At 43.3% G+C, this 24634-nt stretch carries 25 protein-coding genes; 14 read left to right on the top strand and 11 right to left on the bottom strand.

Annotation, left to right across the window (positions count from 1 at the left end; all coding sequences use genetic code 11):
• Nucleotides 1-43: 43 nt before the first annotated feature.
• From uppS to rpsB, 5 genes are all read right to left on the bottom strand, one after another.
• Entirely contained in the window at nucleotides 44-826 is a 783-nt protein-coding gene (uppS, locus tag O9X84_RS00850; protein WP_269517601.1) for a polyprenyl diphosphate synthase, read from the bottom strand.
• Between the two features lie 9 nt (nucleotides 827-835).
• Nucleotides 836-1393, bottom strand: coding sequence for a ribosome recycling factor (gene frr / locus O9X84_RS00845; protein WP_032094348.1), 558 nt, complete (start codon nucleotides 1391-1393; stop codon nucleotides 836-838).
• A 21-nt stretch (nucleotides 1394-1414) separates the two neighbouring features.
• Nucleotides 1415-2155 (bottom strand): UMP kinase, encoded by a 741-nt coding sequence (pyrH, locus tag O9X84_RS00840; RefSeq protein ID WP_269517599.1) that lies wholly within the window; start codon nucleotides 2153-2155, stop codon nucleotides 1415-1417.
• A 303-nt stretch (nucleotides 2156-2458) separates the two neighbouring features.
• Nucleotides 2459-3331, bottom strand: a complete 873-nt coding sequence (gene tsf / locus O9X84_RS00835; RefSeq protein WP_269517598.1) for a translation elongation factor Ts — start codon at nucleotides 3329-3331, stop codon at nucleotides 2459-2461.
• Between the two features lie 113 nt (nucleotides 3332-3444).
• Nucleotides 3445-4176, bottom strand: coding sequence for a 30S ribosomal protein S2 (rpsB, locus tag O9X84_RS00830; protein ID WP_032094345.1), 732 nt, complete (start codon nucleotides 4174-4176; stop codon nucleotides 3445-3447).
• A 366-nt stretch (nucleotides 4177-4542) separates the two neighbouring features.
• Here rpsB and map point away from each other — a divergent pair, with 366 nt between their 5' ends.
• The 3 genes from map (at nucleotide 4543) to dapD (ending at nucleotide 9138) form a co-directional block, all read left to right on the top strand.
• Nucleotides 4543-5337 (top strand): type I methionyl aminopeptidase, encoded by a 795-nt coding sequence (gene map, locus O9X84_RS00825; RefSeq protein ID WP_163105209.1) that lies wholly within the window; start codon nucleotides 4543-4545, stop codon nucleotides 5335-5337.
• Between the two features lie 328 nt (nucleotides 5338-5665).
• Nucleotides 5666-8317, top strand: a complete 2652-nt coding sequence (gene glnD / locus O9X84_RS00820; protein ID WP_269517596.1) for a [protein-PII] uridylyltransferase — start codon at nucleotides 5666-5668, stop codon at nucleotides 8315-8317.
• Complete coding sequence (gene dapD, locus O9X84_RS00815; RefSeq protein WP_269517595.1) at nucleotides 8314-9138, top strand: 2,3,4,5-tetrahydropyridine-2,6-dicarboxylate N-succinyltransferase; 825 nt, start codon at nucleotides 8314-8316, stop codon at nucleotides 9136-9138. The genes glnD and dapD overlap by 4 nt, the downstream gene beginning before the upstream one ends.
• Before the next feature lie 154 nt (nucleotides 9139-9292).
• Here dapD and O9X84_RS00810 read toward each other — a convergent pair whose 3' ends face one another.
• From O9X84_RS00810 to O9X84_RS00800, 3 genes are all read right to left on the bottom strand, one after another.
• Nucleotides 9293-9742 (bottom strand): flavodoxin domain-containing protein, encoded by a 450-nt coding sequence (locus O9X84_RS00810; protein WP_032094341.1) that lies wholly within the window; start codon nucleotides 9740-9742, stop codon nucleotides 9293-9295.
• Between the two features lie 40 nt (nucleotides 9743-9782).
• The gene (locus tag O9X84_RS00805) at nucleotides 9783-10541 is read right to left on the bottom strand and encodes a pseudouridine synthase (RefSeq protein WP_269517999.1); all 759 of its coding nucleotides are present in this window, start codon (nucleotides 10539-10541) and stop codon (nucleotides 9783-9785) included.
• Between the two features lie 105 nt (nucleotides 10542-10646).
• Complete coding sequence (locus tag O9X84_RS00800) at nucleotides 10647-10988, bottom strand: YqcC family protein (RefSeq protein ID WP_269517594.1); 342 nt, start codon at nucleotides 10986-10988, stop codon at nucleotides 10647-10649.
• A gap of 341 nt (nucleotides 10989-11329) precedes the next feature.
• On the opposite strand from O9X84_RS00800, the gene O9X84_RS00795 reads away from it, so the two are divergent.
• The 4 genes from O9X84_RS00795 to O9X84_RS00780 all read left to right on the top strand — a co-directional run bounded on the left by O9X84_RS00795 (nucleotide 11330) and on the right by O9X84_RS00780 (nucleotide 14319).
• Nucleotides 11330-12388, top strand: a complete 1059-nt coding sequence (locus tag O9X84_RS00795) for a DUF3549 family protein (RefSeq protein WP_269517593.1) — start codon at nucleotides 11330-11332, stop codon at nucleotides 12386-12388.
• Between the two features lies 1 nt (nucleotide 12389).
• Nucleotides 12390-12692: a DUF3301 domain-containing protein gene (locus O9X84_RS00790; RefSeq protein ID WP_032094339.1), complete on the top strand. Its 303-nt coding sequence runs from the start codon at nucleotides 12390-12392 to the stop codon at nucleotides 12690-12692.
• Nucleotides 12693-13481: 789 nt separating this feature from the next.
• Nucleotides 13482-13679 carry a hypothetical protein gene (locus O9X84_RS00785; protein ID WP_269517591.1) on the top strand — a complete coding sequence of 66 codons (198 nt, stop codon included), beginning with the start codon at nucleotides 13482-13484 and terminating at the stop codon, nucleotides 13677-13679.
• Nucleotides 13680-13761: 82 nt separating this feature from the next.
• A complete protein-coding gene (locus O9X84_RS00780; RefSeq protein ID WP_269517590.1) occupies nucleotides 13762-14319 on the top strand; it encodes a hypothetical protein in 558 nt (185 codons plus the stop codon).
• A 122-nt stretch (nucleotides 14320-14441) separates the two neighbouring features.
• Here the strand turns inward: O9X84_RS00780 and O9X84_RS00775 are convergent, their stop codons facing one another.
• Together O9X84_RS00775 and O9X84_RS00770 are read right to left on the bottom strand one after the other, a co-directional pair.
• A complete protein-coding gene (locus tag O9X84_RS00775) occupies nucleotides 14442-15089 on the bottom strand; it encodes a GNAT family N-acetyltransferase (protein WP_269517589.1) in 648 nt (215 codons plus the stop codon).
• Nucleotides 15090-15254: 165 nt separating this feature from the next.
• Nucleotides 15255-15620, bottom strand: a complete 366-nt coding sequence (locus tag O9X84_RS00770; RefSeq protein ID WP_032094329.1) for a DUF3192 domain-containing protein — start codon at nucleotides 15618-15620, stop codon at nucleotides 15255-15257.
• Between the two features lie 378 nt (nucleotides 15621-15998).
• Between O9X84_RS00770 and O9X84_RS00765 the strand changes: the two genes are divergently transcribed.
• A complete protein-coding gene (locus O9X84_RS00765; RefSeq protein ID WP_269517588.1) occupies nucleotides 15999-16292 on the top strand; it encodes a hypothetical protein in 294 nt (97 codons plus the stop codon).
• Nucleotides 16293-16345: 53 nt separating this feature from the next.
• Here O9X84_RS00765 and syd read toward each other — a convergent pair whose 3' ends face one another.
• On the bottom strand, nucleotides 16346-16897 hold the full coding sequence (gene syd, locus O9X84_RS00760) for a SecY-interacting protein (protein ID WP_269517587.1): 552 nt from the start codon (nucleotides 16895-16897) through the stop codon (nucleotides 16346-16348).
• 96 nt (nucleotides 16898-16993) lie between these two features.
• Between syd and queF the strand changes: the two genes are divergently transcribed.
• The 6 genes from queF to O9X84_RS00730 all read left to right on the top strand — a co-directional run bounded on the left by queF (nucleotide 16994) and on the right by O9X84_RS00730 (nucleotide 24626).
• The gene (gene queF / locus O9X84_RS00755) at nucleotides 16994-17875 is read left to right on the top strand and encodes an NADPH-dependent 7-cyano-7-deazaguanine reductase QueF (RefSeq protein ID WP_269517586.1); all 882 of its coding nucleotides are present in this window, start codon (nucleotides 16994-16996) and stop codon (nucleotides 17873-17875) included.
• Between the two features lie 55 nt (nucleotides 17876-17930).
• Nucleotides 17931-19496, top strand: coding sequence for a GGDEF domain-containing protein (locus O9X84_RS00750; protein WP_269517585.1), 1566 nt, complete (start codon nucleotides 17931-17933; stop codon nucleotides 19494-19496).
• Nucleotides 19497-19507: 11 nt separating this feature from the next.
• Nucleotides 19508-20863, top strand: a complete 1356-nt coding sequence (ppnN, locus tag O9X84_RS00745; protein WP_269517998.1) for a nucleotide 5'-monophosphate nucleosidase PpnN — start codon at nucleotides 19508-19510, stop codon at nucleotides 20861-20863.
• A gap of 356 nt (nucleotides 20864-21219) precedes the next feature.
• On the top strand, nucleotides 21220-21594 hold the full coding sequence (locus tag O9X84_RS00740) for a DUF3192 domain-containing protein (RefSeq protein WP_269517584.1): 375 nt from the start codon (nucleotides 21220-21222) through the stop codon (nucleotides 21592-21594).
• A gap of 6 nt (nucleotides 21595-21600) precedes the next feature.
• Nucleotides 21601-23262: a histidine kinase gene (locus O9X84_RS00735; protein ID WP_269517583.1), complete on the top strand. Its 1662-nt coding sequence runs from the start codon at nucleotides 21601-21603 to the stop codon at nucleotides 23260-23262.
• 356 nt (nucleotides 23263-23618) lie between these two features.
• The gene (locus O9X84_RS00730) at nucleotides 23619-24626 is read left to right on the top strand and encodes an isocitrate dehydrogenase (protein ID WP_163105195.1); all 1008 of its coding nucleotides are present in this window, start codon (nucleotides 23619-23621) and stop codon (nucleotides 24624-24626) included.
• The last annotated feature ends 8 nt before the right edge of the window (nucleotides 24627-24634 follow it).

The following is a 24634-nucleotide window of genomic DNA, read 5'->3' as shown; positions in this document are numbered from 1 at the left end:
GGCTTTCATATTCAGGACGAGTCCGATAATCGCCTGAGTAAACCTAATCATCGGAAACGATAACCTGCTCACCGGTGAGACCGAAACGACGTTGACGTACATTAAAATCGTCTACCGCGAGCTGAAATACATCTTCGTTGAAGTCTGGCCACAGTACATCGGTGAAATAAAGCTCAGCGTAAGCGCATTGCCATAACAGGAAATTACTTATGCGGTGCTCGCCACCAGTTCTGATGAGGAGGTCTAATTCGGGTAGGTTTGCAGTAGAGGTATGTGCAGTAAACATCGCTTCGTCGATATCGCTTGCGTGTAATTTACCCTCTTTCACTTGATTAGCTAATTGCTGAGCAGCATTAACGATATCCCAACGCCCGCCGTAGTTTGCTGCAATGTTAAGCACTAGGTCGGCATTGTCTTTGGTCATCTCTTCGGCTTTGCGAATTTTGTCTACCAACTTTGTGTCAAAGGCACTTAAATCGCCAATGACTTGAAGCCGAACGCCGTTTTTGTGAAGTCGCTTTGCCTCATTGTTAAGTACGAGGTTAAACAACTCCATCAACACGCTCACTTCCTCTTCTGGTCGCTTCCAGTTTTCGCTGGAAAAGGCAAACAGTGTGAGTGATTCAATGGCGTTTTGCCTAGCAAACCGCACTACAGAACGAACAGACTCAACACCTGCTTTGTGACCAAAAGTACGAATCTTCCCTTTCTTTTGCGCCCATCGACCGTTGCCATCCATAATGATAGCCACGTGTTTAGGGCCAGCAACTGGTGCTGGCCCTATTACGTTAGTCTTTTTGGCTGCGTTTAAACGCTTTCCAATCATGATACTAACTTATACTTCCATGAGTTCTTTTTCTTTGTCAGCAAGCATGCTGTCAACTTTCTTAATAATCTCATTAGTGATTGTCTGAATGTTCTCTTCAGCAGCGCGACTTTCGTCTTCACTAATTTCTTTTTCTTTTAGTAAATCTTTGATGTCGCCATTCGCATCACGACGAATGTTTCGAATAGCAACACGTCCGCCTTCCGCTTCGTTGCGCACTACGCGGATAAGATCTTTTCTTCGCTCTTCCGTTAATGGTGGAAGAGGAATACGAATAGAACCCCCCGCACTCATTGGGTTTAACCCCAAATCAGACTGCATGATTGCTTTTTCAACGGCTTGGATAGCTGATTTATCAAAAACCGTTAGCGCTAGCGTGCGGCTATCTTCGGCAATGACGTTTGCAACCTGCTTCAGCGGTGTATCTACGCCATAGTATGGCACCATGATACCGTCAAGCAGACTTGGGTGTGCACGCCCTGTGCGTATCTTGCTAAACTGGCCTTTCAGGGCAACAACACTTTTTTCCATGCGCTCTTGCGCATCTAATTCAATTTCATCAATCACGATTATATGTCCTATGTTTCTTTATTTATCATTGCCAGCGTGGCTGATTATCGTGCCTTCTTTTTCGCCCATCACTACGCGTTTAAGACAACCAGGCTTATTCATATTGAAAACGCGAATTGGGAGGCTGTGGTCACGTGCTAGGGTAAATGCTGACAAATCCATTACTTTTAGTTCCTTGTCCAATACCTCATTATAACTGAGTTGCTCGTACAAGGTAGCGTCTGGATTCTTAACCGGGTCGTCGCTGTAAACACCGTCAACTTTTGTTGCTTTCAACACGGCGTCAGCTTCAATCTCGATGCCACGTAAACACGCCGCAGAGTCTGTTGTGAAAAACGGATTGCCTGTACCAGCTGAGAAGATAACGACTCTACCCGATTTTAGCAGACTAATAGCCTCGGCCCAGTTGTAAGCATCACATACGCCATTCAATGGAATAGCTGACATCATACGTGCGTTAACAAATGCTCTATGCAACGCGTCACGCATCGCCAAGCCATTCATTACTGTAGCTAGCATACCCATGTGGTCGCCAACAACACGATTCATACCTGCCTTCGCTAAACCTTCGCCGCGAAATAAGTTACCGCCACCAATTACAAGACCCACTTGAACGCCTAGTTCAACCAACTCTTTAATTTCTTGTGCCATTCTATCAAGCACTTTAGGGTCTATACCAAACCCTTCTTCACCCATAAGGGCTTCACCGCTTAATTTTAATAGAATGCGTCGATATGCTGATTTTGGTGTGATACTCATTATTCGATATGTCCTCGTAAACCCGGTTTGTGCTATACATTTTAACGACATGCAGTTGCATGAAAAAATATAGAACAAACCGCTTTAGCTCATTTTGAGATGTTTATGCATTTGCATAAGTGGTTTTGTTGCATGCTTCTTCTGCATACTACTTGCCATTACCACTGCGCTTATCATCACAGCGACAACTCACACTATCGCGAAACCGCAGTAATAGAAAGAGATTCGGCTATAAAAAAGCACCTCTAAAGAGGTGCTTTTAGTTTATCTGACATTCACTGAATGCAAAAGAAAAACGCTCAATTATTTCTTGGCCGCTTCCATTTGCGCAGCTACTTCTGCTGCGAAATCTTCAGTTTTCTTCTCGATGCCTTCACCTACTTCGAAACGTACGAAGTTGATAACATCAGCGTTGTTGTTCTTTAGAAGTTCAGCAACGGTGATAGATGGGTCTTTAACGAAAGGTTGGCCAGTAAGACTCACTTCACCAGTGAACTTCTTCATGCGACCAGCAACCATTTTCTCAGCGATGTCAGCTGGCTTACCAGACTGCATTGCGATATCGATTTGGATTTCTTTCTCTTTCTCAACAACTTCAGCCGGAACATTTTCAGGCTTAACGTACTGCGGGCTTGCAGCTGCAACGTGCATACACACGTCTTTAGCTAGCTCTTCGCTGCCGCTAGTAAGAATAGAGATAACACCGATACGACCACCGTGAACGTAACCACCAAGCGTGTCACCTTCGACGTTGATTACGCGGCGTGGAGAAATGTTTTCACCAATTTTCGCTACAAGCGTGTCACGAGCGTCGCTAACTTTAACGCCGTTCATTTCTGCGTCGTTAAGCGCTTCGATGTCATTAATGTTGTTCGCAGATGCTACTTCTAGTAAGTCGTTACCGAACTTAAGGAAGCTTTCATCACGTGCTACGAAGTCAGTTTCGCAGTTAAGCTCAAGCATAGTCGCACGACCACCTTCAACTTTAGTAAGGATTACACCTTCAGCTGCGATACGGCCTGCTTTTTTAGCTGCCTTTGCTTGACCTGATTTACGCATGTTCTCGATGGCTAGTTCAATGTCGCCATCCGTCTCAACCAGCGCTTTTTTACAATCCAGCATACCTGCGCCTGTACGTTCGCGCAGTTCTTTAACTAGTGCTGCAGTCACTGCCATTTTTCAATTCCTCAGCAATAAATATAAATTCGTTAGGTAAAAGGGGCGACTCGCCCCTCTCATTACGTTTCGCAGTATGTCACCACCTTTTACAAGGCAGCGAGCAGTCAGAATTACTCTGCCGCTTCTACGAAATCGTCTTGCTCAGCTTGTACTTCAAGGTTGCTTTCGCGACCTGAGTTAATAGCGTCTGCAGCAGCGTCCAAGTAAAGTTGGATAGCACGGATAGCATCGTCGTTACCAGGAATGATGTAATCAACACCATCTGGGTTAGAGTTAGTATCTACAACACCAACAACAGGGATACCAAGGTTACGTGCTTCTGTAACTGCAATGTGCTCGTGGTCTGCATCTACAACAAAGATCGCGTCTGGAAGACCGCCCATGTTTTTGATACCACCAAGGCTGTTTTCAAGCTTATCCATTTCACGCTGAAGCATTAATGCTTCTTTTTTGGTTAGCTTTTCAAACGTACCGTCTTGGCTCTTTTGCTCAAGCTCTTTCAAACGCTTGATTGATTGACGAACTGTTTTCCAGTTAGTCAACATACCACCTAACCAACGCTTGTTTACGTAGAACTGGTCGCATTTTACTGCCGCATCTTTGATTGCATCGCCAGCGGCACGTTTTGTACCAACGAAAAGGATTTTACCTTTCTTTGACGAAACACCTGAGATGTAGTTCAACGCGTTGTTGAAAAGTGGAACTGTTTTTTCAAGGTTGATGATATGAACTTTATTACGAGCACCAAAGATGTAAGGTTTCATCTTTGGGTTCCAGTAACGAGTTTGGTGACCGAAATGCACACCGGCTTTCAGCATGTCACGCATAGAAACATTAGCCATTTTATTTTCCTCTTGGGGTTAGGCCTCCATATACCCCTTGTATCGATCCTTGCCAACGCGAGTTAGCTTGGACACCCCGATAACAAGTGTCGGTATATGTGTGTTTTAATAAAAGAATATACCCTCTAACGTGCGGCTTTTTTCACAAAGAAAAATAGGCTTTCCGTCAGGGCGCGCGCTTTATACCATAACCACAGTTCACTCTCAAGTTTTGAGCCCATATTCAGGGGCATTTCCTCTCTTCAATTTTTCTTTCTTCTTTCTTTAAACCGTCTCTTTGTGCTCTTGCTTATCCAAAAGCGGTCTTATTGGTGATATACTGCGTAGAATATTGTCATTAACTAAACACGACTATTGAGAGGCGTTGTGGCAGCAATTATCAAATCCCCTGATGAAATCGAAAAAATGCGCGTGGCTGGAAAACTAGCGGCAGACGTATTAACCATGATCACTCCCCATGTAAAAAAAGGAGTAACGACGGATGAACTCAATACGCTATGTCATGAGTACATCGTCAATGAGCAGCAGGCTATTCCTGCTCCGTTGAATTACGGGCAACCGCCTTTTCCAAAGTCAGTATGTACCTCGGTTAATCACTGTATTTGTCACGGCATACCTTCGGACAAAAAACTGAAAGACGGCGATATTATTAATATCGACGTTACCGTTATTAAAGACGGCTATCACGGCGATACATCAAAAATGTTTGTCGTGGGTAAGCCTACTATTCTCGCGGAGCGTTTAATTCGCGTAACGCAAGAGTCACTGTACAAAGCAATTGAACAAGTTAAACCTGGTATGCGTTTAGGTGATATTGGTCATATATGCCAAACTCATGCAGAGGCGCATAACTATTCAATTGTCAGAGAATATTGTGGACACGGCATTGGTTCGAGCTTCCATGAAGAACCTCAGATTGTGCACTATGGCAAACCCGGAACGGGTGAAGAGCTTGTGCCGGGTATGTGTTTTACCATTGAACCTATGGTAAATGCAGGTAAACGCTATTCAAAAGTTCTTCCGGACCAATGGACCGTAGTCACGAAAGACAGAAGTTTGAGTGCCCAGTGGGAACATACTTTATTAGTCACTGAAGATGGCGTTGAGGTTTTAACGCTTCGTGACGAAGAAACGCTTCCACGAACTATTTCTCACAGTTAACCTCCTATATTAAAAAAAACGCTGGCCTTTTAGCCGGCGTTTTTTTTACATGAAACGTTTTCATTTGCGGCGACTTTGCCAACATCGTAAAGGGCGTTTTATTAATCCTTAATGAGGATGATAACCCAATGGTTTCTCAAGAACTGTAGTGATAGTCAATTGAAGATTCCATTCATATAGCATGGCCTTGCTTTCAAATTGACCGCTATATCATTTTTCCATAAATATTCACAATTTAACCTAATATATGCATTTATCGCGGGTGCGAATTAATCGTAATTCATGATAAAGTCACGGTCGTATGTAAGAAGTCCGAAAAAGGTGCACTTTGACGCTCCAATCACTTATTCAAGATATCGATACTATAGGCGCTGTTGATGACATTCCTTCAATAAAAGCCTGTGTAGAAAAAAGTTACGAGTGGATAACTCAGTCTTTCGATAGTACTCCAGTCAACCAGTTAGTCACTGGGCGAGCACATTTTGTTGACGCACTTCTTTGCCATCTTTGGAAATTATTCGGCTTAGATGCTGTTAACGACCTGTCGCTTTGCGCTGTTGGTGGCTATGGCCGCGGTCATCTTCAACCTCATTCAGATATCGACTTGCTTATTGTAAGTAAAAAGAAGCTCAGTGCTGATGCTCAAGAGAAAGTAGGTCTCTTCATCACCTTACTGTGGGATATCAAGCTTGATGTAGGGCAGTCGGTAAGAACCTTAAAAGAAACGGTCAAGCTTGCAAAAGACGATATCACTATAGCCACTAACCTTGTGGAAAGTCGCTTGCTGATTGGCAGTGAACAAACGTTTGAAAAACTCTGGGAAGAAGCAAACGGCAGACACTCGTGGAGCAGCAAAGCTTTTTTCTCTGCAAAATACGATGAGCAAAAAAGACGTCACGCAAAATTCAATGGTACCGCTTATAACCTTGAACCGAATATTAAAGAAAATCCTGGTTGTTTACGTGATATCCAGTCTATTGGTTGGGTAGCAAAAAAGCACTTTAAAGAATATGACGGCTGGAATTTAGTGGGTCACGGTTACTTTACCGAACAAGAGCACAGTGAGCTAATAGCCTGTCGGATGCACCTTTGGAAGATGCGCTGTGCCCTTCACTTAGTTGCTCAGCGAAGCGAAAACCGCCTTCTGTTTGATTACCAGCCTGATGTGGCTGAAATGATGGGGTATGGAGAAGAAGGCAAGTCGTCTGTTGAAAAGATGATGCGCGATTTTTTCCGTACAGTGGCAAGAGTGACCGAGCTCAATCAGATGCTGCTCCAGCGCTTTAAGTACGATATGTTGAATCAAAGTGTTCAGCACAGCGCCATTATCAATGAAGACTTTGAATTGCTCGACTCCATGATATCGCCGCGTCACGAGCGCGTGTTTTCAACACCTGAAGCTATTCTCGACTTTCTAAATCTGGTCACTAATACCCCCGAAGTAAAAGGCCTCAGTACCATATGTATTCGGCAGCTACGCAATGCCCATAGAGAGTTTGAAAGTGCTTACTACGTAGAGCGGCCTGCATGTCGTGAAAAATTCATGCTGTTAATGAAGCAACCTGATTTCTTCAACTTCGGCTGGGACATTATGCATCAATATGGCATTATCCAAGCCTATCTGCCTGAATGGGATACCATTGTGGGCATGATGCAGTTCGATTTGTTTCACGCTTATACCGTTGATGAGCACACACACAGGCTCGTTAAACAAGTCAATTATTTCTTCTCCAAAGAAAACAAAGATTTCCCTCGTTGCGGACGCATTTGTCGCAACCTCGATAAGCCAGAGGTACTCTACATAGCCGCCATCTTCCACGATATTGCTAAAGGGAGAAATGGCGATCATTCCAAACTTGGCGCAAAAGACGTCGCCACGTTTTGCGAGCTTCATAATGTGCCTTCTGATGATGCTGAAATGATAGCGTGGTTAGTAGAGAATCACTTATTGATGTCTGTTGTAGCTCAACGACGTGACATCTACGATCCGGATGTGATCAGTGAGTTTGCAGGGGCTATTCGAAGCCATAATCATTTAAACTTGCTTTATACGCTAACCCTTGCAGATATTCGGGCTACCAATGACAATTTGTGGAACGACTGGAAAGCGTCATTACTCAGAGAGCTGTACTTGATGACGCAAAAAGCATTGGATAATGGCTTGCAGTGTCAGGTAACCCTTAATGAACGTGTTGCAACCCATAAACATCAAGCACGACAAATATTGCAAGAGCGCGCCGTTGATCCGGTGTCTGTTGATGCGCTGTGGGCGCGATTAGACGACGATTACTTTGTGCGCTTTAAACCCACTCAAGTTGCGTGGCACACGGAAGAGATCATCACGGCACAAAGTGACTGGCTAACACCAGAAAACGAAGCTTTACTTGTTCGAGCAAATGACAACAGCGCCAAAGGTGGCACTGAGCTGTTTGTCTATGGCAAAGACAGAAAAGCTCTGTTTGCGCAGGTTGCATCGGTACTTGATAGCAGAAACTGTTCAATTCACGATGCTCACGTTACAGTAACTCGTGACGGCTACGTATTCGATAGTATGATAATTCTGGAGAATGATGGTACTCGCCTTTCATCTGATTCTCGCATTTCGTCGCTAGAAAAGGCAGTATCGACACAACTTGAAAAGCCTGGGCGTTCTCACGAAAACAAGCGGAAACTCCCTCGTCAAATGCGACAATTGGACGTACCCACCAAGGTCCGCTTTTTCAACTTACACGACGAAGCCACTCTGGTTGAGCTTGAAGCACTAGACGCACCTGGTATTTTGGCTAAAATTGGCCACGCGTTTGTCGACACCAATATGACATTAAAACTTGCTAAGATAGCGACCATTGGCGAACGCGCCGAAGACATTTTCATCGTCAGCAACGAGGCTGGCACCGCATTAACCCAAGAACAACAAGTCGGCTTGAAAAAGCAGATCTTGTTTAAACTCGACCAACTTGAAGATATTACAATACCATGAATGAATTGAAATCCATTATTGAAGACGCCTTCGAAAACCGCGATGCTATCAGTCCTAATGAAGCACCAGATGACGTAAGAAATGCTGTTGCTGAAGCTATCTCATTACTGAATAGCGGCAAAGCTCGAGTAGCAGAGAAAATCGCTGGGGAATGGGTAGTTCACCAGTGGTTGAAGAAAGCAGTGTTACTTTTCTTCCGTTTGCATAACAACGAAATGATTGACGGTGCCGAAAGCAAATACTTTGATAAAGTGCCTCTTAAGTATACCAACTACACCAATGAGCAATTCGTTGCTGACGGTGCACGTATTGTGCCACCAGCAGCAGTTCGTACTGGTACGTTTGTGGGTAAAAATGCGGTGGTAATGCCATCTTACGTCAACATTGGTGCATTCGTGGACGAAGGCACTATGGTAGATACGTGGGCAACTGTTGGTTCATGTGCACAGATTGGTAAAAATGTTCACCTTTCTGGTGGCGTAGGCATTGGCGGTGTTCTAGAGCCATTGCAAGCAAACCCAACCATCATCGAAGACAACTGCTTCATCGGAGCTCGCTCTGAAATTGTTGAGGGCGTTATTGTTGAAGAAGGTGCGGTAATTTCCATGGGTGTATATATTGGCCAGAGCACGCGTATATACGACCGTGAAACTGGGGAAATTCACTACGGCCGAGTTCCAGCAGGTTCGGTAGTGGTTTCAGGAAACCTGCCAAGTGCTGACGGCAAATATAGCCTTTACGCTGCTATTATCGTGAAAAAAGTAGACGCGAAAACCCGTGCAAAAGTTGGCATTAATGCACTTTTACGCGGCGTTGAATAACGCATCTGGTTTTTACTAAAGCAGAGCTGGTGCTAAAGCAGAGCTAGTGCTAAAACGAAGCTAAGAATATCGAGCTACAAATAAAAATGGCGCTAACCAGTTAGCGCCATTTTTTATTTTTACGACCTTGCGTTTGTTAAAGGCCCATCGAATTTTATGCGATTAGCTTGTCTTTAATACTGTTCACCCAATCGATTACGTCTTTTTCTGGTTCCAACGTCTCCATTGCATCTACTTCTAAAAGTTCTGCCGCTGGTGTTCCCTGAAGCTCTACCAATAAAGCCTGGAACTGTTTACCTGCACCACAAAAACTCTCACCATAGCTACTGTCACCTAATGCAGCTACTGCAAAGGGCTTGTCTTTTAGCAGTGGTGAATCGTCTTTTAAGTCTGAAAATACGAACTCTAAATTAGGCGGGATATCCCCTTGCCCAGTAGTAGACGTAATAACAAGTATTGCATCCGCATCAGTAAAATCTTCAACTGACGGATCGCTCTCTAGCTCACAATCAACACCCTGCTCGGCCAAATTCTCTTCTACCTGCTCGGCCACATGCTGAGCATTTCCATATACTGTGCCCGCAATTATCTTCAAAGTACCCATTACTACCCCTGCTATTTATTTTCTACGATGTCGTAAGCTTTTACGAAGGAACAACGCGAAAGTTTTCTAAATGGCGAACAAATGACGCCATTTCTTGATGAAGTTCTGATGATATTGTCATCCATCTACCCGATGCAGGATGATGAAATCCCATTGACGTACAGTTTAAGGCCAAATTATTAAAACTAAAGTGCGATTTAGCGAATTTATTCTGCTTTCCGTCGCCATGCGTGGTATCGCCAATAATCGGGTGACGAATATGAACTAAATGTCGACGAAGTTGATGCTTCCGGCCCGTACTTGGCGTTAGTTTTACTAGCGAATAACGAGCACTCTGATATTTTCCTACCGGCTCGGGCACTTCATAGCGTGCCAAAGATTCGTAGGTGGTGGTTGCCATTTGCGCAGGTTGCTGCGGGCGCTTGTGTTTATCAGCAATTTTATCGTACTTGTACTTCAGCGCATAATCGATAAGCCCAGCGTTATGAACAAACCCTCTAACAACGGCATGGTAGGTTTTATGCACTTGTTTTTGCATCATTTGCTGACCAAGCTGCGCCGCCATGTGCCCATCGAAGGCAAATAACAGCACGCCGGATGTTGGCCGGTCTAATCGATGAGCAGGAAATACGCGTTTACCGAGCTGATCTCTTAAAGTTTGGACAGCAAAAACGGTTTCATGTTTATCTATTGGGCTTCGATGAACCAAAAGACCAGGAGGCTTTTCTATAGCAACAATATCCTCATCTTGATACAAAACCTTCAAAGGACCGGCCAGTGACCTTGGCTGCTCAACCATGTGCTTCGATGAGGGCTTATCGACTGCTTCACTGTTCATTGCAAGAGCGCCATTTGGACTTAAATTCGCGGATGATTCCGTGTGCTAGTTTGTATAGTCGTCTCATTAGTTAAAATTCGCTTTGCTGGAGAGCCCATCAATCGTTTTAAGCTGGTCGAGAATAGCCGAAGGGGCTGAGGTAAAATACTGCTCAGCGGCCGGTGTGATGCTCATATTTGGTATGGGCATTTGAGCACTGAGGATATGTCTCATTTTAGGAATAAAGATATAAGCTAACCAGCTTTCAAATTCCATGGTGTCTAAAGCAAATGGTACTTGGCTGCGCAACGCCGCTTCAGAAGGCATAGCTTCAGTAGGATTAGTAATCGGCCACAGCCCTTCATTGTCCATCAACAAAACGAGTGTCTCTATTGCTGAGGCCATATCTTGATAGATCTGATTTACCATTAACTCACTACCAACGAATGCTCAAAAATGTATCGCGAAATTATATCAGGCTAATCAGAACCCTGTCACTGCTGTATTCGTCACTGTGTGCATGTTTGAGTGTGTATTATCTGTGATAAACTAATAGCATTAGAGGCTTCTAGGCTCGTATTGGCGATACATGTTCGAGAAACACACATAGAAAAGCGACGCTGGCCCGGCACACTTGTGTGAAATCTTGTTCTTTTCAGCGTAATGGAAATGTGTATTTAGAAAACTTGCATTTAGAAAAAGTGCATTCAGGCACACAATGATGAGCAGAAAGCTCACGTGGATAAATTTGTAGTATTTAGGATGTTTTGATGAGCGCAGACACAATTAATTCAATCAGTGAATTCTTATTACACGCTGGTACTGAGTACAAGGTATTCGATATTGGTCGCAGATTAACAATCATTGATAATCAATCATTCTTAGATATTGAAAGTGGCAATGCCTACGCTCCCCTCCCGCGCCAACAGCACGCATGGTTTGGTATTGTTTTTTGGAACAAGCAAAGCTCGAGTGAACATTATATTTGGTTTGTGAAGCTACCTATTGATGAACAAGGCTTGGTAGTCACAGCTGCCCGTAATCATTTTCTTGATATTATTGTCGATGCGTTGGGTCAGTCCATAATAGAGGATACTGAAAAAGCACAGACACTGCCTGATAACCCCTATTCGTTTGTTCCCAATCAAGCGTTGCTGGCTCAGTTTAATGCGCTAGTGAAACACACATTATCGCAGCCGCTTAGTGATGAGGCCAAACAAGTTGAGGCTTACATTCAAGCGCCACAGTTAGTGGATTGGCAGCAGCTGTCTATGCAAAGTGTGGCAGATTTTGCATTTTCTCTACCTACCCACAGTCATCAAAATAGGTTAGAAGAAGCGTTTGTAAACAATGTAAGTTTGTATTCTGACGTATTTTTGAATACGTTTATGGAAATGCTCGAGTACGCACCTCTGTCAAAAACTGTCGAGACGTTCGTGTTACAACGCTTTTTTCAAAAAGCGCAGTACGATGATATTAACCTCGCTGCACTGCGTTCGCTTTCAAGCAATGAGTTTGATCAGCAGCTTCACTGTGAACTCAAGAGTATTTTAAATAAAGACATTTCCACGCGACTTGACGTGCTAAGCGTTATAGCCGCTCGTCACTATGAGCAAATGGACAATGATTTATTAACCTTGTTTTTAACACAAGCAGCGAAGGCGGATAAAAGTGAAGGCCATGCAGGTGCTTTATTTTCTGGGTTCTTCTCTGACTTAGTTCAAGTTGTGAAGTTGCGCCGTCAAGTACTTACCCTTTTACGATCACCCGACCGTCCGGCCGTGTTGGCCAAAGCCTTTAATCAACTTTTTGCACAAACGGGGAAGTAGTATGACACTTTTAGAGCTTTCACTATGGTTGGCAATTGGCTTTATCAGTTATCAATTTTGGCGAATAAGAGGCATATCAGAAAGCACTAATACCTACTTAAAACAGTACTGTGATAAACACCAACTTCAATTGTTGAGTGTTGCGCGAGCTAAAACGCGCCTCTCGTTTAAATTCGGAAAGCCCGATTGGAATAGTGTGTTTATGTTTGAATTTTCAAGCAATGGTGAAGATAGATACAGCGGAGAGGTAGAGTTAGTAGGAAGCCGCGTCATACGCACCGAAGTTCCACCGCATCGCGTTTAATAAAAAAGGGGGAAGTCATGAGACTTCCCCCTTTTTCGTAATTTTGAGCATCCCTCTCTGCGATCCTTTGCGACTAAAATCTTCCCGATCAGAATCCGTCTTCGCCCCTTTCCATCTTATCTCACAATACCCTTTGTGAGCTACCCGTCCGTGCGTAGGTCCCTTTCCATTGTTCCTTTCTTTACTGCAAATCCATTCTGCAGTATTCCTCATCCTGAGGCTGTCCGTGTCAGACTCCGCTGACCTTCCTTATCCATTGTTTTATAGTCCTTTTGACTACACATCCTGCTGTAGCCCGCTCATTCCTTAAGCGCTCCTTGTAAATAGCATCCTTGTTCTACATCCTTGTTCTACAACCTTGTACAATCGTCCCTGACTCATCCTTTCTAGCAATGCAGAAGAAGCATCCTGTTCTCTGCCCACGTCCAATTGTGAATCCTTTTTGCGAGATGTCCCTATCCTTCATCCCTTAAGCACGTCCTGTAATTAGCATCCTTGTCTTGTCCATTTCCTTTTTCTCACTCCATGTGAGAATCTCATCCTTAAGTTGTCCTAGGTCATCCTTGCAAATCATCCTGACTCATCGTGTTTCCCTGTGACGTGTTAAATAATATAATCTTTAAATATTATCGCTATACGAAATTACAAAGTTTTAAGAAGTGATCTTCTTCAACTTTTGTCTAAAAAAAGAAAAACCTATATAAATCAGAGCCTTTATACTTTAGTCTATGAAAATTCCACTTGAAAAAAGGCGGAAAACTCACAGATTTTGTAGGAGATATCTCACACTTGGCTGAGCAATTAATGAGGTGGGTGGATGGCGTTCAGAAATTCGAAATAGATAATTCGTTCGAATATTTCAATATGGTTATTGATAGAAACACAACACACCATCAATTATCTACCACCAACTACTTGCCACCTACTACTCAACACCAGCAATTTAACGCTATGACAATGGGCTATGCTTTACATATCAATTACTGACTAACGCCACGTTCTACTTTGCTAATGCGAATTAACACTCTATTGTAGTCTTAGTATAAGGTTTATTCCTGAGAGGGAACGTATGGCAACTCACTTCGTTTTTACAAGAAAACAGCGCTCTTCCGCGCTACTGCTTGTTTTTAATGCTGGCGTGGCATTTGTTTTATACCAAGCTGCACATCGATATCTTCCAAACTTAACAAGCGATAGCACTGCACTGAATGAACTTTTTTATGTGCTAGATATCGCCATCTGGTTTATTGAAGCTACTTTGCTTGGGTTGGCATTATGGTTTTGGTGTGAAAATAAAGAGATTAGAGTTTGCGTGTCATCCACCAATCTGTCGTACTTCGACCCTACCTTCAGTGATATCAGTTGGCAGGTTAATATTGATGACATCACTGAGTTAAAGCAAATCAGTGACACAAGGCAACATATTTCTAATTTCATTGTGTTGAAAAGTGGAGAGAAGAAGCAACTTATGTATGGCAATTATCGCGGCTTCAATCGACACGCTTTTTTCGAAGCACTTGCAGCTGCCAATCCAAATATCATTCTTCCAGATAAACCATATCACTATAAAATACAAAGACCTGAATGGGCTAAGCGCATTAGAAAGAAATTCGGATTAGACGACTAACGTTCGACGCATTAATCTTTTTTTATTGCCTTACGTTGCTCACTGCCAACTGTATTGGTAGTGCCCCATTGCTCTTCTGATACTGCATTATTGATATTTGAAGATTGGAAAATTTACCGCAGCTACTTAGCCCTGAACATCACCGAGCCATTAACATGGGATAAGGATAAATTACCAACAACGCTGTATTTGTCGTCACCAAAGAAGGATTTATGCTTATCTATGGTAACGAATACAGCAACACCTGCACTTTTAGCGTCATCTTCAACCACACTGTCGATGGCGCCGAGTAAAATATGCCCTAAACCGTGTTCTTGATAATCTGGATGAACGGCAATAAAACTGAGCATGTGAAAATTTTCCGCTGGAACAAGGGTTCGTACTTTTTCTTCCTTTTCCAGCATTTGCTTTGTTCCAAAAAGTCCGGCGGTAAGCAACATGCGAAGTCGCCAGTGCCAATATCGCCCCGCACCAAATGCCGCATCAGGCGCAGTAAGGCATGCTACTGCAATTAAACGTTCTGCATCAAACAGCCCTATCATAGGCTGCTCTGCAACCCAAAATGCATTAAGTTCTTCTCGGATAGCTGAGCGTAAACGGCTGTCATAGCCTTCTTTTTCTGCTTGAAAAATGTCCAAGAAAAGAGGGTCGTCCACATAGGCGTTATAAAGGATAGATGCCGCGATTTTTAAATCATCAACGCCAAGATAAATGGCTTTTACCGTATCGGCTGATGGAGCAAGAACAGCCTCATTTGATTCGATATCCATGAGTGGGCCTCCGTGTAGGCTTATATCTAAGTTCGCGTCTGAAAGAATGACCACTGAAGATACGATTCACGCAAATTCAAATAGGTATAGCTCATACGCTGTAGCACTGATTAATGATTAGACTACGCGAAAACCCAGCAACTGTTAACTTTTTATTAACATTTTTTAATGCATAAGGCTGTAGGCGCTGTCTCCCCAACCCGCAAGGTTACCATTTCTAAATACCAGTGGTGTACATTCGTCCTTTGTCGTTACACCATCACCCATCGTTTTTTGAGTACGGTAATAAAGCACACGGTAGGTACCGTCGGCTTTTTCAAAAAGTTCATTGAAGTCAGCGACTCCCATCTTTCTCAATACCGTTTCATAGCCAACACCAACCTCAAGATTAGCGATGTGTTTACGATTATTGAACTCTCTGTCTTCCCAATCTGAACCGTAGTGGCTATCAGAGCCGCCTCCCACCGAAACGACACAGCCAGAAAGTAACAATGATGATGCGACAGCGACAGAAAGAATGAGTGTTTTCATGTATATTCCTTGTTTATTATTGATTTATTTAGGGCGCGATGCTGACGAGATATGCCATTTGTTGGCAAACATTGCAGAGCACAAACTTAGCAAGTAACAATCAAAAATAGCGCCAGAACGTAAGCAGCTGTTTTTATTGAACTTACTAAAAATTGAAAATATTTTAAACCTCAACATTTAGCGAATAAGATAACTTTTTAGTCTTTTTAACACGCTATGAAACTCAACTGACGTTTGGCTCAATACGTCTTGCAGTACTTCTTGAAGAGAATATGAAGGCTGATAAACAATACGATAACTAACGATCATTCAAACTTTAAGATTTTTCAAACCAAAAGATGTACTTACACTACACACTAGGGTAATAGCAAAGAAACTATGAATAACACCATCAACCAATTGATCATTATCTGCCAAAAAATGCATGAAGAAGGCAAGACTCCAAGTGTGGGAATGCTTCGTTCAAAAGCGCCATTCAAAGTGTCGGTTACCGAGGCGATAGATGCAATTAAACGTTTTAATGCGAGTACACCGACAATCCAAGCCAAACAATTTCAACACGATAACCAGTCGGACAATGACGCTTTAAGCTTGGCGAGTCGTGTAGATGCCCTCGAACGAGAAGTAGAAACACTGAAAACTGCGCTGGCTGCTCTTCAACGCGGTCAATAATAAGTTGCGCGACCGAGTACGGCAGCCTATTCCTCAACGTTGTTGAATAAGCGTTAACGACTTACAGAACTTGGTGTAAGCGTAGAAAGAAAGTCAGCTAATGATGGTGCCAATATTTCCTTTGGCTCCATTCCCACCTGCTCCAGAGCCACTTCGCCTGTTTCGTTGACGACGGTTAATATAAAATCTTCTTCATCTGTAAGACCAAAAAATAACGTTGGCGCCTGCTCTAGCCGTTGCTTCATAAGCAAGTGGCCTATAAGATTTTGCTGTAGTCGCTCAAAATCTTCTCCATTCCATACCTGAAGCAGTTCGCATTCTCCCTGAGGGGCTTTTGCTATTAGGTTGTTGCTGAAATAGCGTGTGAAGTACTCGCAATAGTCACTATTTAATGTCAGTTTTAGGGCCGAGCCCACATTCTCAAAGGACAATGATTGCGTTTGTCTAACAGGCTGCCAAGGCACTATTTCCCCCTGCTTACCCTCATTGTTATAACACGGGGAGGGCCATTCTTTGTCAAAAGGAATAGACAGAACACCTTCACTGGTGTTCTCGACATAAGATGAAACAAAATTATCCAGTTGTTCACAAATAGACAGAGCCATTATTTAATTACCTTCGTATTTTTGAGTTACACTATACGTTAAACATGCCAAGTCAACGTTTGGCGATGATATACCGATTAATGCATTAGGGTTCTTATGTCGACAGACAACAAACGAGAAAAAATTACTATTTCTGCACCAGACGACTTGTCGTTAGGTAAACAAGTAGAATACGAGTATGAATACAATCCAGCGCTCCTTCAAGGGGTGCCTCGCAGTCTAAGCAGAGACACGCTGACTTTTAAATCAAAAAATTTTTCCTCTGATGCGCTTCCCTTTGAAGGTATCGATACGTGGACGGGCTATGAATTGTCCTGGCTCAATATGAAGGGTAAACCTCAGGTCGCAATTCTTGAATGCATGGTACCAATTACCTCTGAAAACCTGATTGAGTCTAAGTCGTTTAAGCTTTATCTAAATAGCTTCAATCAAACCCGTTTTAAAAGCAGCGACGATGTAAAAACGGTGCTCAAAAAAGATTTGTCTGCCTGCGCGGGTAAAGATGTTGAAGTTAACCTGATTTTACCAAGTGAATTTGAAACACTACAATTCAGAGAGTTCCAAGGTACATTGCTCGATGAACTTGATATTGAGATTGATAATTATGAGCCCGACACTCGGTATCTTGGTTTGGCATCATCAGATAAAGGTAATGAAGTGAGTGAAACACTTGTTTCGCATTTACTGAAATCTAACTGCCTTATTACCAGCCAGCCAGATTGGGCAAGTATTCAAATTAAATATACGGGCGAGCCAATCGACCACGAAGGCTTGTTGCGATATTTAATTAGCTTTAGACAACACAATGAATTTCACGAACAGTGTGTGGAACGCATATACACCGATATCTTAAATCACTGTAAGCCAACAAAACTGACGGTGTGCGCTCGATATACGCGCAGAGGTGGACTCGATATCAATCCGTTTCGTACCAATTTTGAAGCACCTTACCCAAACCATCGTCAAGCTCGACAATAGCCCCTTGCTGAGCTTACAAATGTGATGTGTCCATAAACAACAAAAGATGAGCAACATGGAAGATAAACAGCTGCAAGCGTACAAAAAAAACAATGCGCTATTGTGTCAATTCATCATAAAACTCTCATCTTTTTACGAGGGTTTTTCAGACAAGGTTGATGGTGAACTGAAAACCCTGCGTGGACACCTATCCGGCACGCCCAATTTCAGTCTAGCTACAGTCAGCATCAATAAACTGAATGCGTCGCTCCAACATCAGGACATTACCCTTCGCAAGTATAGCCTTGAGACCGTGTCATCTATTGAAGAGGCAATGAAGCAACTGCAGAAGATAATCTTTGAAGATGAAGAGCTTCGCAGCCTAGCTACTCAAGAACTTATTAAGCTCAATCAGCCTGTGGCAGATATATTCAGCATTTACAGGCTTTACTCGAGAGCATTACAGCTTCATCGGGTTGCCCTTGGCAAGCACGTTAAAGGCGTGTTATCGGAGGAGCCCGCCCCAAAAGAAACCGCAAAGTCAACACCACGACAAGCAGCCAATGATGACCTAGAGCGAGGAAGTGCTCATTTTTATCGCTCAATTTTTATAGAGCTAAATCAGCTTGTAAGTTCATACACAGAAAAAAAACCCAACGATATACAGCTCTTGGATATCAAAAAGCGACTTGATCAAGGTATGGCTCACGAGCAGTTGCTAGAAAGCTGCGTCGTAGTACTTCGCATGATAGTGCAAGACGCTATGACAGAAGCGAGTTTAACCGGCAAAGTCATTCAAGGGCTGCATACGTCACTGGGTAAAATTGGCGAAGACGTAAATAAAAGTATAGATGGAAGTAAAGCACAGTTTGAACAACGTACTGCCAGTAATGCTGAGCTGAAAACTTACATCGACAGTATTGAAGAAGCAGTTTCTACCACTGACTCCTTTGACGCCCTAAAAACGCAAACGCAGTCGTGTATCAAAGCACTATCAAAAACGCTGACAGATACCCAGTCAAGCGACAGCGAAAGCCAAACAGCGCTCATTTCGTTATTGTCGTCAATGCAGGACAGAATCAATAAGCTTCAGCAACAGACTGATTCTTACAAGCGAAAAATTGCTGAACAAGTCATGCAAAGTAAAACAGATGCACTGACCCGCCTGCCTAATCGTCAGGCCTACAATGAACAGTTAGCAATAGCGTATCAGCAATTTCAATCATCAAAAAAACCACTTTCTATCGCCCTTATCGACATTGATTTCTTTAAGTCGATTAACGACAAGTTTGGTCACTCCGCTGGTGATAAGACGCTACAGCTTGTTAGCCGAGCATTTAAGCGGCACATGACTGACGATCAATTTCTTGCGCGCTGGGGCGGTGAGGAGTTTGTGGTGCTTCTGCCAGATACGAATGAAAAACAACTACGAGAAAAATTAGAGGCTATAAGAAAAGATCTAGAAAGTATGCAGCTCAAGTTTAAGCAAGAAAGAGTAATCATTACCGTATCGCTGGGAGGTACGTCATTTACCTCAACAGATACGATTGATTTAGCTTTTGAGCGTGCAGACAAATACCTTTATCAAGCTAAACGAAATGGCCGAAATCAAGTCGTTACTGACATCGACGCCCAAAAATAGGAAGTAATGTGATTAAAAAAGTACAGCTAAACCCCATGGGTTGGATGAGCCAACTGTCACAAGCTGAAGTTGCGCGTTTGCAGGATGCTTCCGATAGCGAACTATTTACCATGTTTAGGAATTGCTCTCTTGCCGTATTAAATAGCGGAGTAGATGAGGATAATTTTGAAGCCTTATTTGCCCCCTATGAAAGTTTCGATATAAGACTTGTTCGCCGTGAGCGCGGTGTAAAAATTGAGTTGATTAATCCTCCCGAAGTCGCCTTTGTGGACGACCGCCTGGTAAGAGGCGTTCATGAGCATTTATTCGCCGTTCTACGAGATTTACTGTACATGGGCGATAAGTATGATGTTTTGCATCAGCACGCACCAGCAGACGGCGCTCAAATTACTGACATGGTATTCGATATGCTTCGCCATGCTAAAGCCTTAGAGGGTAACGACGGCGTTAATACCATTGTATGCTGGGGCGGCCACTCCATTAATCAAACTGAATACAAATATACAAAAGAAGTGGGTTACCAGCTTGGTCTACGAGACATGAATATTTGTACTGGCTGTGGGCCGGGTGCAATGAAAGGGCCGATGAAAGGTGCAGCAATAGGTCATGCTAAGCAAAGACAAAAATCCGGTCGGTACGTAGGCATATCCGAGCCTAGTATTATTGCCGCTGAGCCACCTAATGCGATTGTTAATGAGCTCATCATAATGCCTGACATTGAAAAGCGTCTAGAGGCGTTTGTGCGTTTGGCACACGGCATTATCATATTCCCAGGTGGTGTAGGCACGGCTGAGGAGCTGCTGTATCTTCTTGGTATTCTAATGAATGAAAGAAATGACCAACAGCCTTTCCCTGTCATTCTAACCGGCCCTGCAGGCAGTGAAGAATATTTTGAGGCAGTAGATACTTTTATTGCAGAGACCTTGGGTAAAGAAGCACAGAAGAAATACCAAATTATAGTGAACGACCCGGAAGAAGTAGCACGTTCATTATGCAAAGGGCTAGAAAAAGTGAAAAAATATCGCGGTGCGATGGGAGATGCATTCAGCTTTAATTGGTCGCTTAAGATAGAACGGGACTTTCAACAGCCATTTATTCCAACCCATGAGAGTATGGCAGGGCTTCAGCTTGACCATAATCAAAGCCGAAGTGATTTAGCATCGAATTTGAGAAAGGCGTTTTCAGGTATCGTTGCCGGTAATGTAAAAGCAGAGGGGATCAAACAGATAAAAGAAAACGGGCCTTTTGAGATTACTGGCGATAAAGCGTTAATGAAACATGTGGATGTACTGCTAGAGTCATTTGTAAAACAGCATCGAATGAAGCTTCCTGGCAGCGCTTACGAGCCCTGCTATTTGGTAAAGTGAGTTAATAAAGTGAGTTGATAAAGTGACTTGGTAAAATAATTTCATGAGGTAAATTATAGTAATTGCAGCGCTTTGGAAATAAGCGTTGTGTTTGCATTTGCTACTACCCTTGATTGCTTTTCTTTTTATTCTTAATTAAAGCCTGACATAAACACTTACTATAATCGCTTATTATTCGTATACAATTTACGGTAGACTTGAAATATTACAAAGAGCAGGGCAAGGGCGACTAGGTTGAGTGCGTTTTAAGTCTGTGCTTTTATGCGCGCATACTCGCATTATTCGGCCGAAATGCGCTACCGCGAAAGCTCTCATACTTGTCTATTACATTAATTTAAACACGAGAAGTAACGGTTATGAACACCAAAGTTATTCGACTCATCCTTGCTGGCGTAGGACTTTACGCATTATTTGTTTTTATGGTGATTGCGTTTTATCCGGATAAGCCTGAGAACATGGACTGGAAGGATCGAGAAGAATACAACCGCGTTCAAATTACCAAGCTTAAATTAGGCAGCACGCGAGAAGAGGTGCTTGCACTACTCGGCTCACCAGATTTGACCGAAGCGAAACGCCAAGGGGTTAACGCTATTCAAGTTATGTTCTTTCGAACGCAGCATGTCCGCGCCGATGGCTTAACAACCCAAGACGAATGCACGCCGTTACTGTTTGAAAATGACAAACTCATTGCCTGGGGAGATGGTGCCTACTCTAGCTATCAGGAGAGTTAGCCGCGGATGGCATCAGCCGATATTCAGTCGACGTTTTCGCAGTTACTCGCTGCACCAAGCCCCTTTGAAAGCGTTGACAAAAAAGTTAATACTTGGCTACAAAAAGCCAAGTTAGCTATCACACTCGTTAACGAGGTGCCTGCCGCAGCGTTAGCATTGAACACAACGAAAAACGCACTTCCACCACAGTTAACCCACATACTTTTATTGACGGTATTTGGTAAGCTCAACCATTTTAACGATCATTATCTTCAGCATATCGTTGCGGCAACCTTGGCCCTCTATCATCTTGCTGGTTATGACAATGATGAAAAAGCCAACGCCGAGCTTTTAGGTGAGGTAGGCCCATATGATGAACAGAGTGATAAGAAATTAGTTTATGAATTTTTAAGCGCAAAAGGTTTGTCATCTTGGCTAGAAATTTTGCGTCTCAAGCGGGTTGTATTTTCTGCTAAAAACGCTCGTGCCCTTTCCAGCGCTAAAGTCAACCGAGCGCAAAGACTTTGTTTACTTTCTAAAATTATAAGTCGCTCAGCGCCGGACAAAAGACAAAGTACCTTTACTCAATGTGTTCGCTTAATACCTGTACACCATCACTTTTTATTGTCCTCGCTGCCCCTTCTTTTTGAGCGCGCCATGCCTGGTGAAAAGGTTTATGCCAGTGGATTTCCAGCAACTATAGTAGATATACAGCAAAGCCATAGTTTTGCCGCACTTGCACATAATATTGACCGAGAGAGTGGCTGGGTGCCCTCTGCATCAGTGCGCACACCAATACGCCAGTATATTGAGCTTGATGAATTTATCGCGCTTTTTGAAGACACTCGAGCCGCTCGAATAGTTAAGGGCGGGCAGCCTTTTTTTCCAACAACATATAATATTCAACGCCCCCCTTCAGCACTTTTACATATTATCGATGAGTTGCAAAAACGCGACATCGATATTTCAATTCTTTGCGAAAAAATAGAGCATGCTCCCACGTTTAATCATTTTTTGATCAGCACGGCGAGCCAAGATAATCGTCTACAACTGCCAGTAAAGAATATAAAGCAGGCTGTCCTTACCTACGGTACCGAGCGCGTGGGCGATATGCTAGTTCAATTTGCTTTAATGGAGCGATTAACACAACATGAGTTTCCTCTTCTCGACACCTGCAAACAATTCACGCTGGTTGCAAGCGCGTTTGCCAGTCACATTGCGTCGCTAACAAAGACCAAGTTTACAGCCCAATCTGCTGCGCTTACTATGACCTTTGCTTGCTCACCGCTTTTCACACTGCCGGGCTTGAAAGTAACAAACACCTTGCCCATCCGGTCAAACCCTCACTTTTCTATCAACAACACGTTTAAAATAGTATCGCCATCGCCTTGGCTTTCTATTGCAGGTGAACTGGCTGGGAACTGGCACCAAAGCGCCACGTGGCGTGCTGTGCTCCACCAGTGTAATAAAGCAAATGACGCTGTGCCCACATCATTAAGAAAAGAGCACGCGGTAATATCTTTGGGTTTTTATTTAGCCAAAGCGTATTTATTAACCACAATTGGTAAAGATTTGAGCAACACCAAAGAAGCAAAGTTGTGGATGTCTGTGCTTTCCTTGTCTTCTAAAGACCTCGCACACATTGTAAATGAACAAAGAAACCTACTGGTATGCCCACTACCCCGTTAGTTTATTTTATTTTGTTGAAACTGTTGTCAAGGTAGCCTATTTGACTTTTTGGCCTTTGCTATGGTTTTTATCTGGTTTATGAAGTTATCGGACTTCTTTTTGAATGATAGAGCGCTTTTCGGCGTTTACTGAATTTAAGAGTTCTACTCGTTTCCAATTTATATTTACGAATGGCTATAACTTATGCCTTCTATCGTATAAAATACGCGAACTTTTGCACTGCGACATTTTAATATCCCCTACTTTTTCAAGTTTATAATAAGCAGGCAAGCAATGGCGTGTTGTGCTCGCAAAATAAAGCGGTGCATATAGAACCTAACGACTAAGACAATAGAATCACTAGAGGATCTCCCATCATGACTCAGCAACATATTACAGTCATTCGCGGTGACGGCATTGGCCCGGATATCATCGATGCAACCACAAAAATTTTGGATAAAGTTGGCTGTAACTTCGCCTACGATTATGCCGACGCAGGACTCGTTGCTCTAGAAGAACATGGCGAATTGTTACCACAAGAGACTCTCGACCTCATTGCAAAAAACAAAGTAGCACTTAAAGGCCCTCTTACGACTCCAGTAGGAGAAGGATTCACGTCTATCAACGTGAGCCTTCGCAAGCAGTTTAAACTGTACGCAAACCTTCGCCCAGTGATCTCCTTTAAAGGCACAAAAGCGCGCTATGAAGACATCGATATCATCACTGTGCGCGAAAATACTCAAGGTATGTACTCTGGTCTTGGCCAAGTAGTGTCTGAAGATGGCAACGAAGCTGAAGCCATGAGTAAGATTACACGTGACGGCGCAGAGAAGATTGTGACCTTTGCTTACGAACTTGCTCGCCGCGAAGGCAGAAAGAAAGTGACTGCAGTTCACAAAGCAAATATCTTAAAATCAACGTCGGGACTATTTCTTAAAGTAGCCCGTGAAGTTGGTGAGCGCTATCCAGACATCGAATCAGCAGAAATGATTGTCGATAACTGCTGTATGCAGTTAGTTATGAATCCACATCAGTTTGATGTCATTGTTACGACAAACTTATTCGGTGACATTCTATCTGACTTATGTGCAGGCCTCGTGGGCGGCTTAGGTATGGCTCCTGGCGCAAACATAGGCGAAGACTGTGCTATTTTTGAAGCAGTGCACGGCTCTGCTCCTGATATTGCAGGTAAAAACCTTGCTAACCCAACTTCAGTAATTTTAGCCGCAGCGCAAATGCTAGAATATTTGAACATGAGCGACAAAGCAGAAAAAATTCGCTCAGCGCTCAAAGACGTTATTGAGAGCGGCGACCGCACCACACGCGACCTTGGTGGCGAAGCGGGTACGCTTGAGTTCACCGACGCACTGATTGAACGTCTGTAAGCAATACA

Source organism: Alteromonas sp. BMJM2 (genome assembly GCF_027257845.1).
In the GTDB taxonomy this organism is placed as follows: Bacteria; Pseudomonadota; Gammaproteobacteria; order Enterobacterales; family Alteromonadaceae; genus Alteromonas.
The sequence above is the reverse complement of the archived record's forward strand: the minus strand, read 5'-3'. Positions and strand labels throughout refer to the sequence as shown.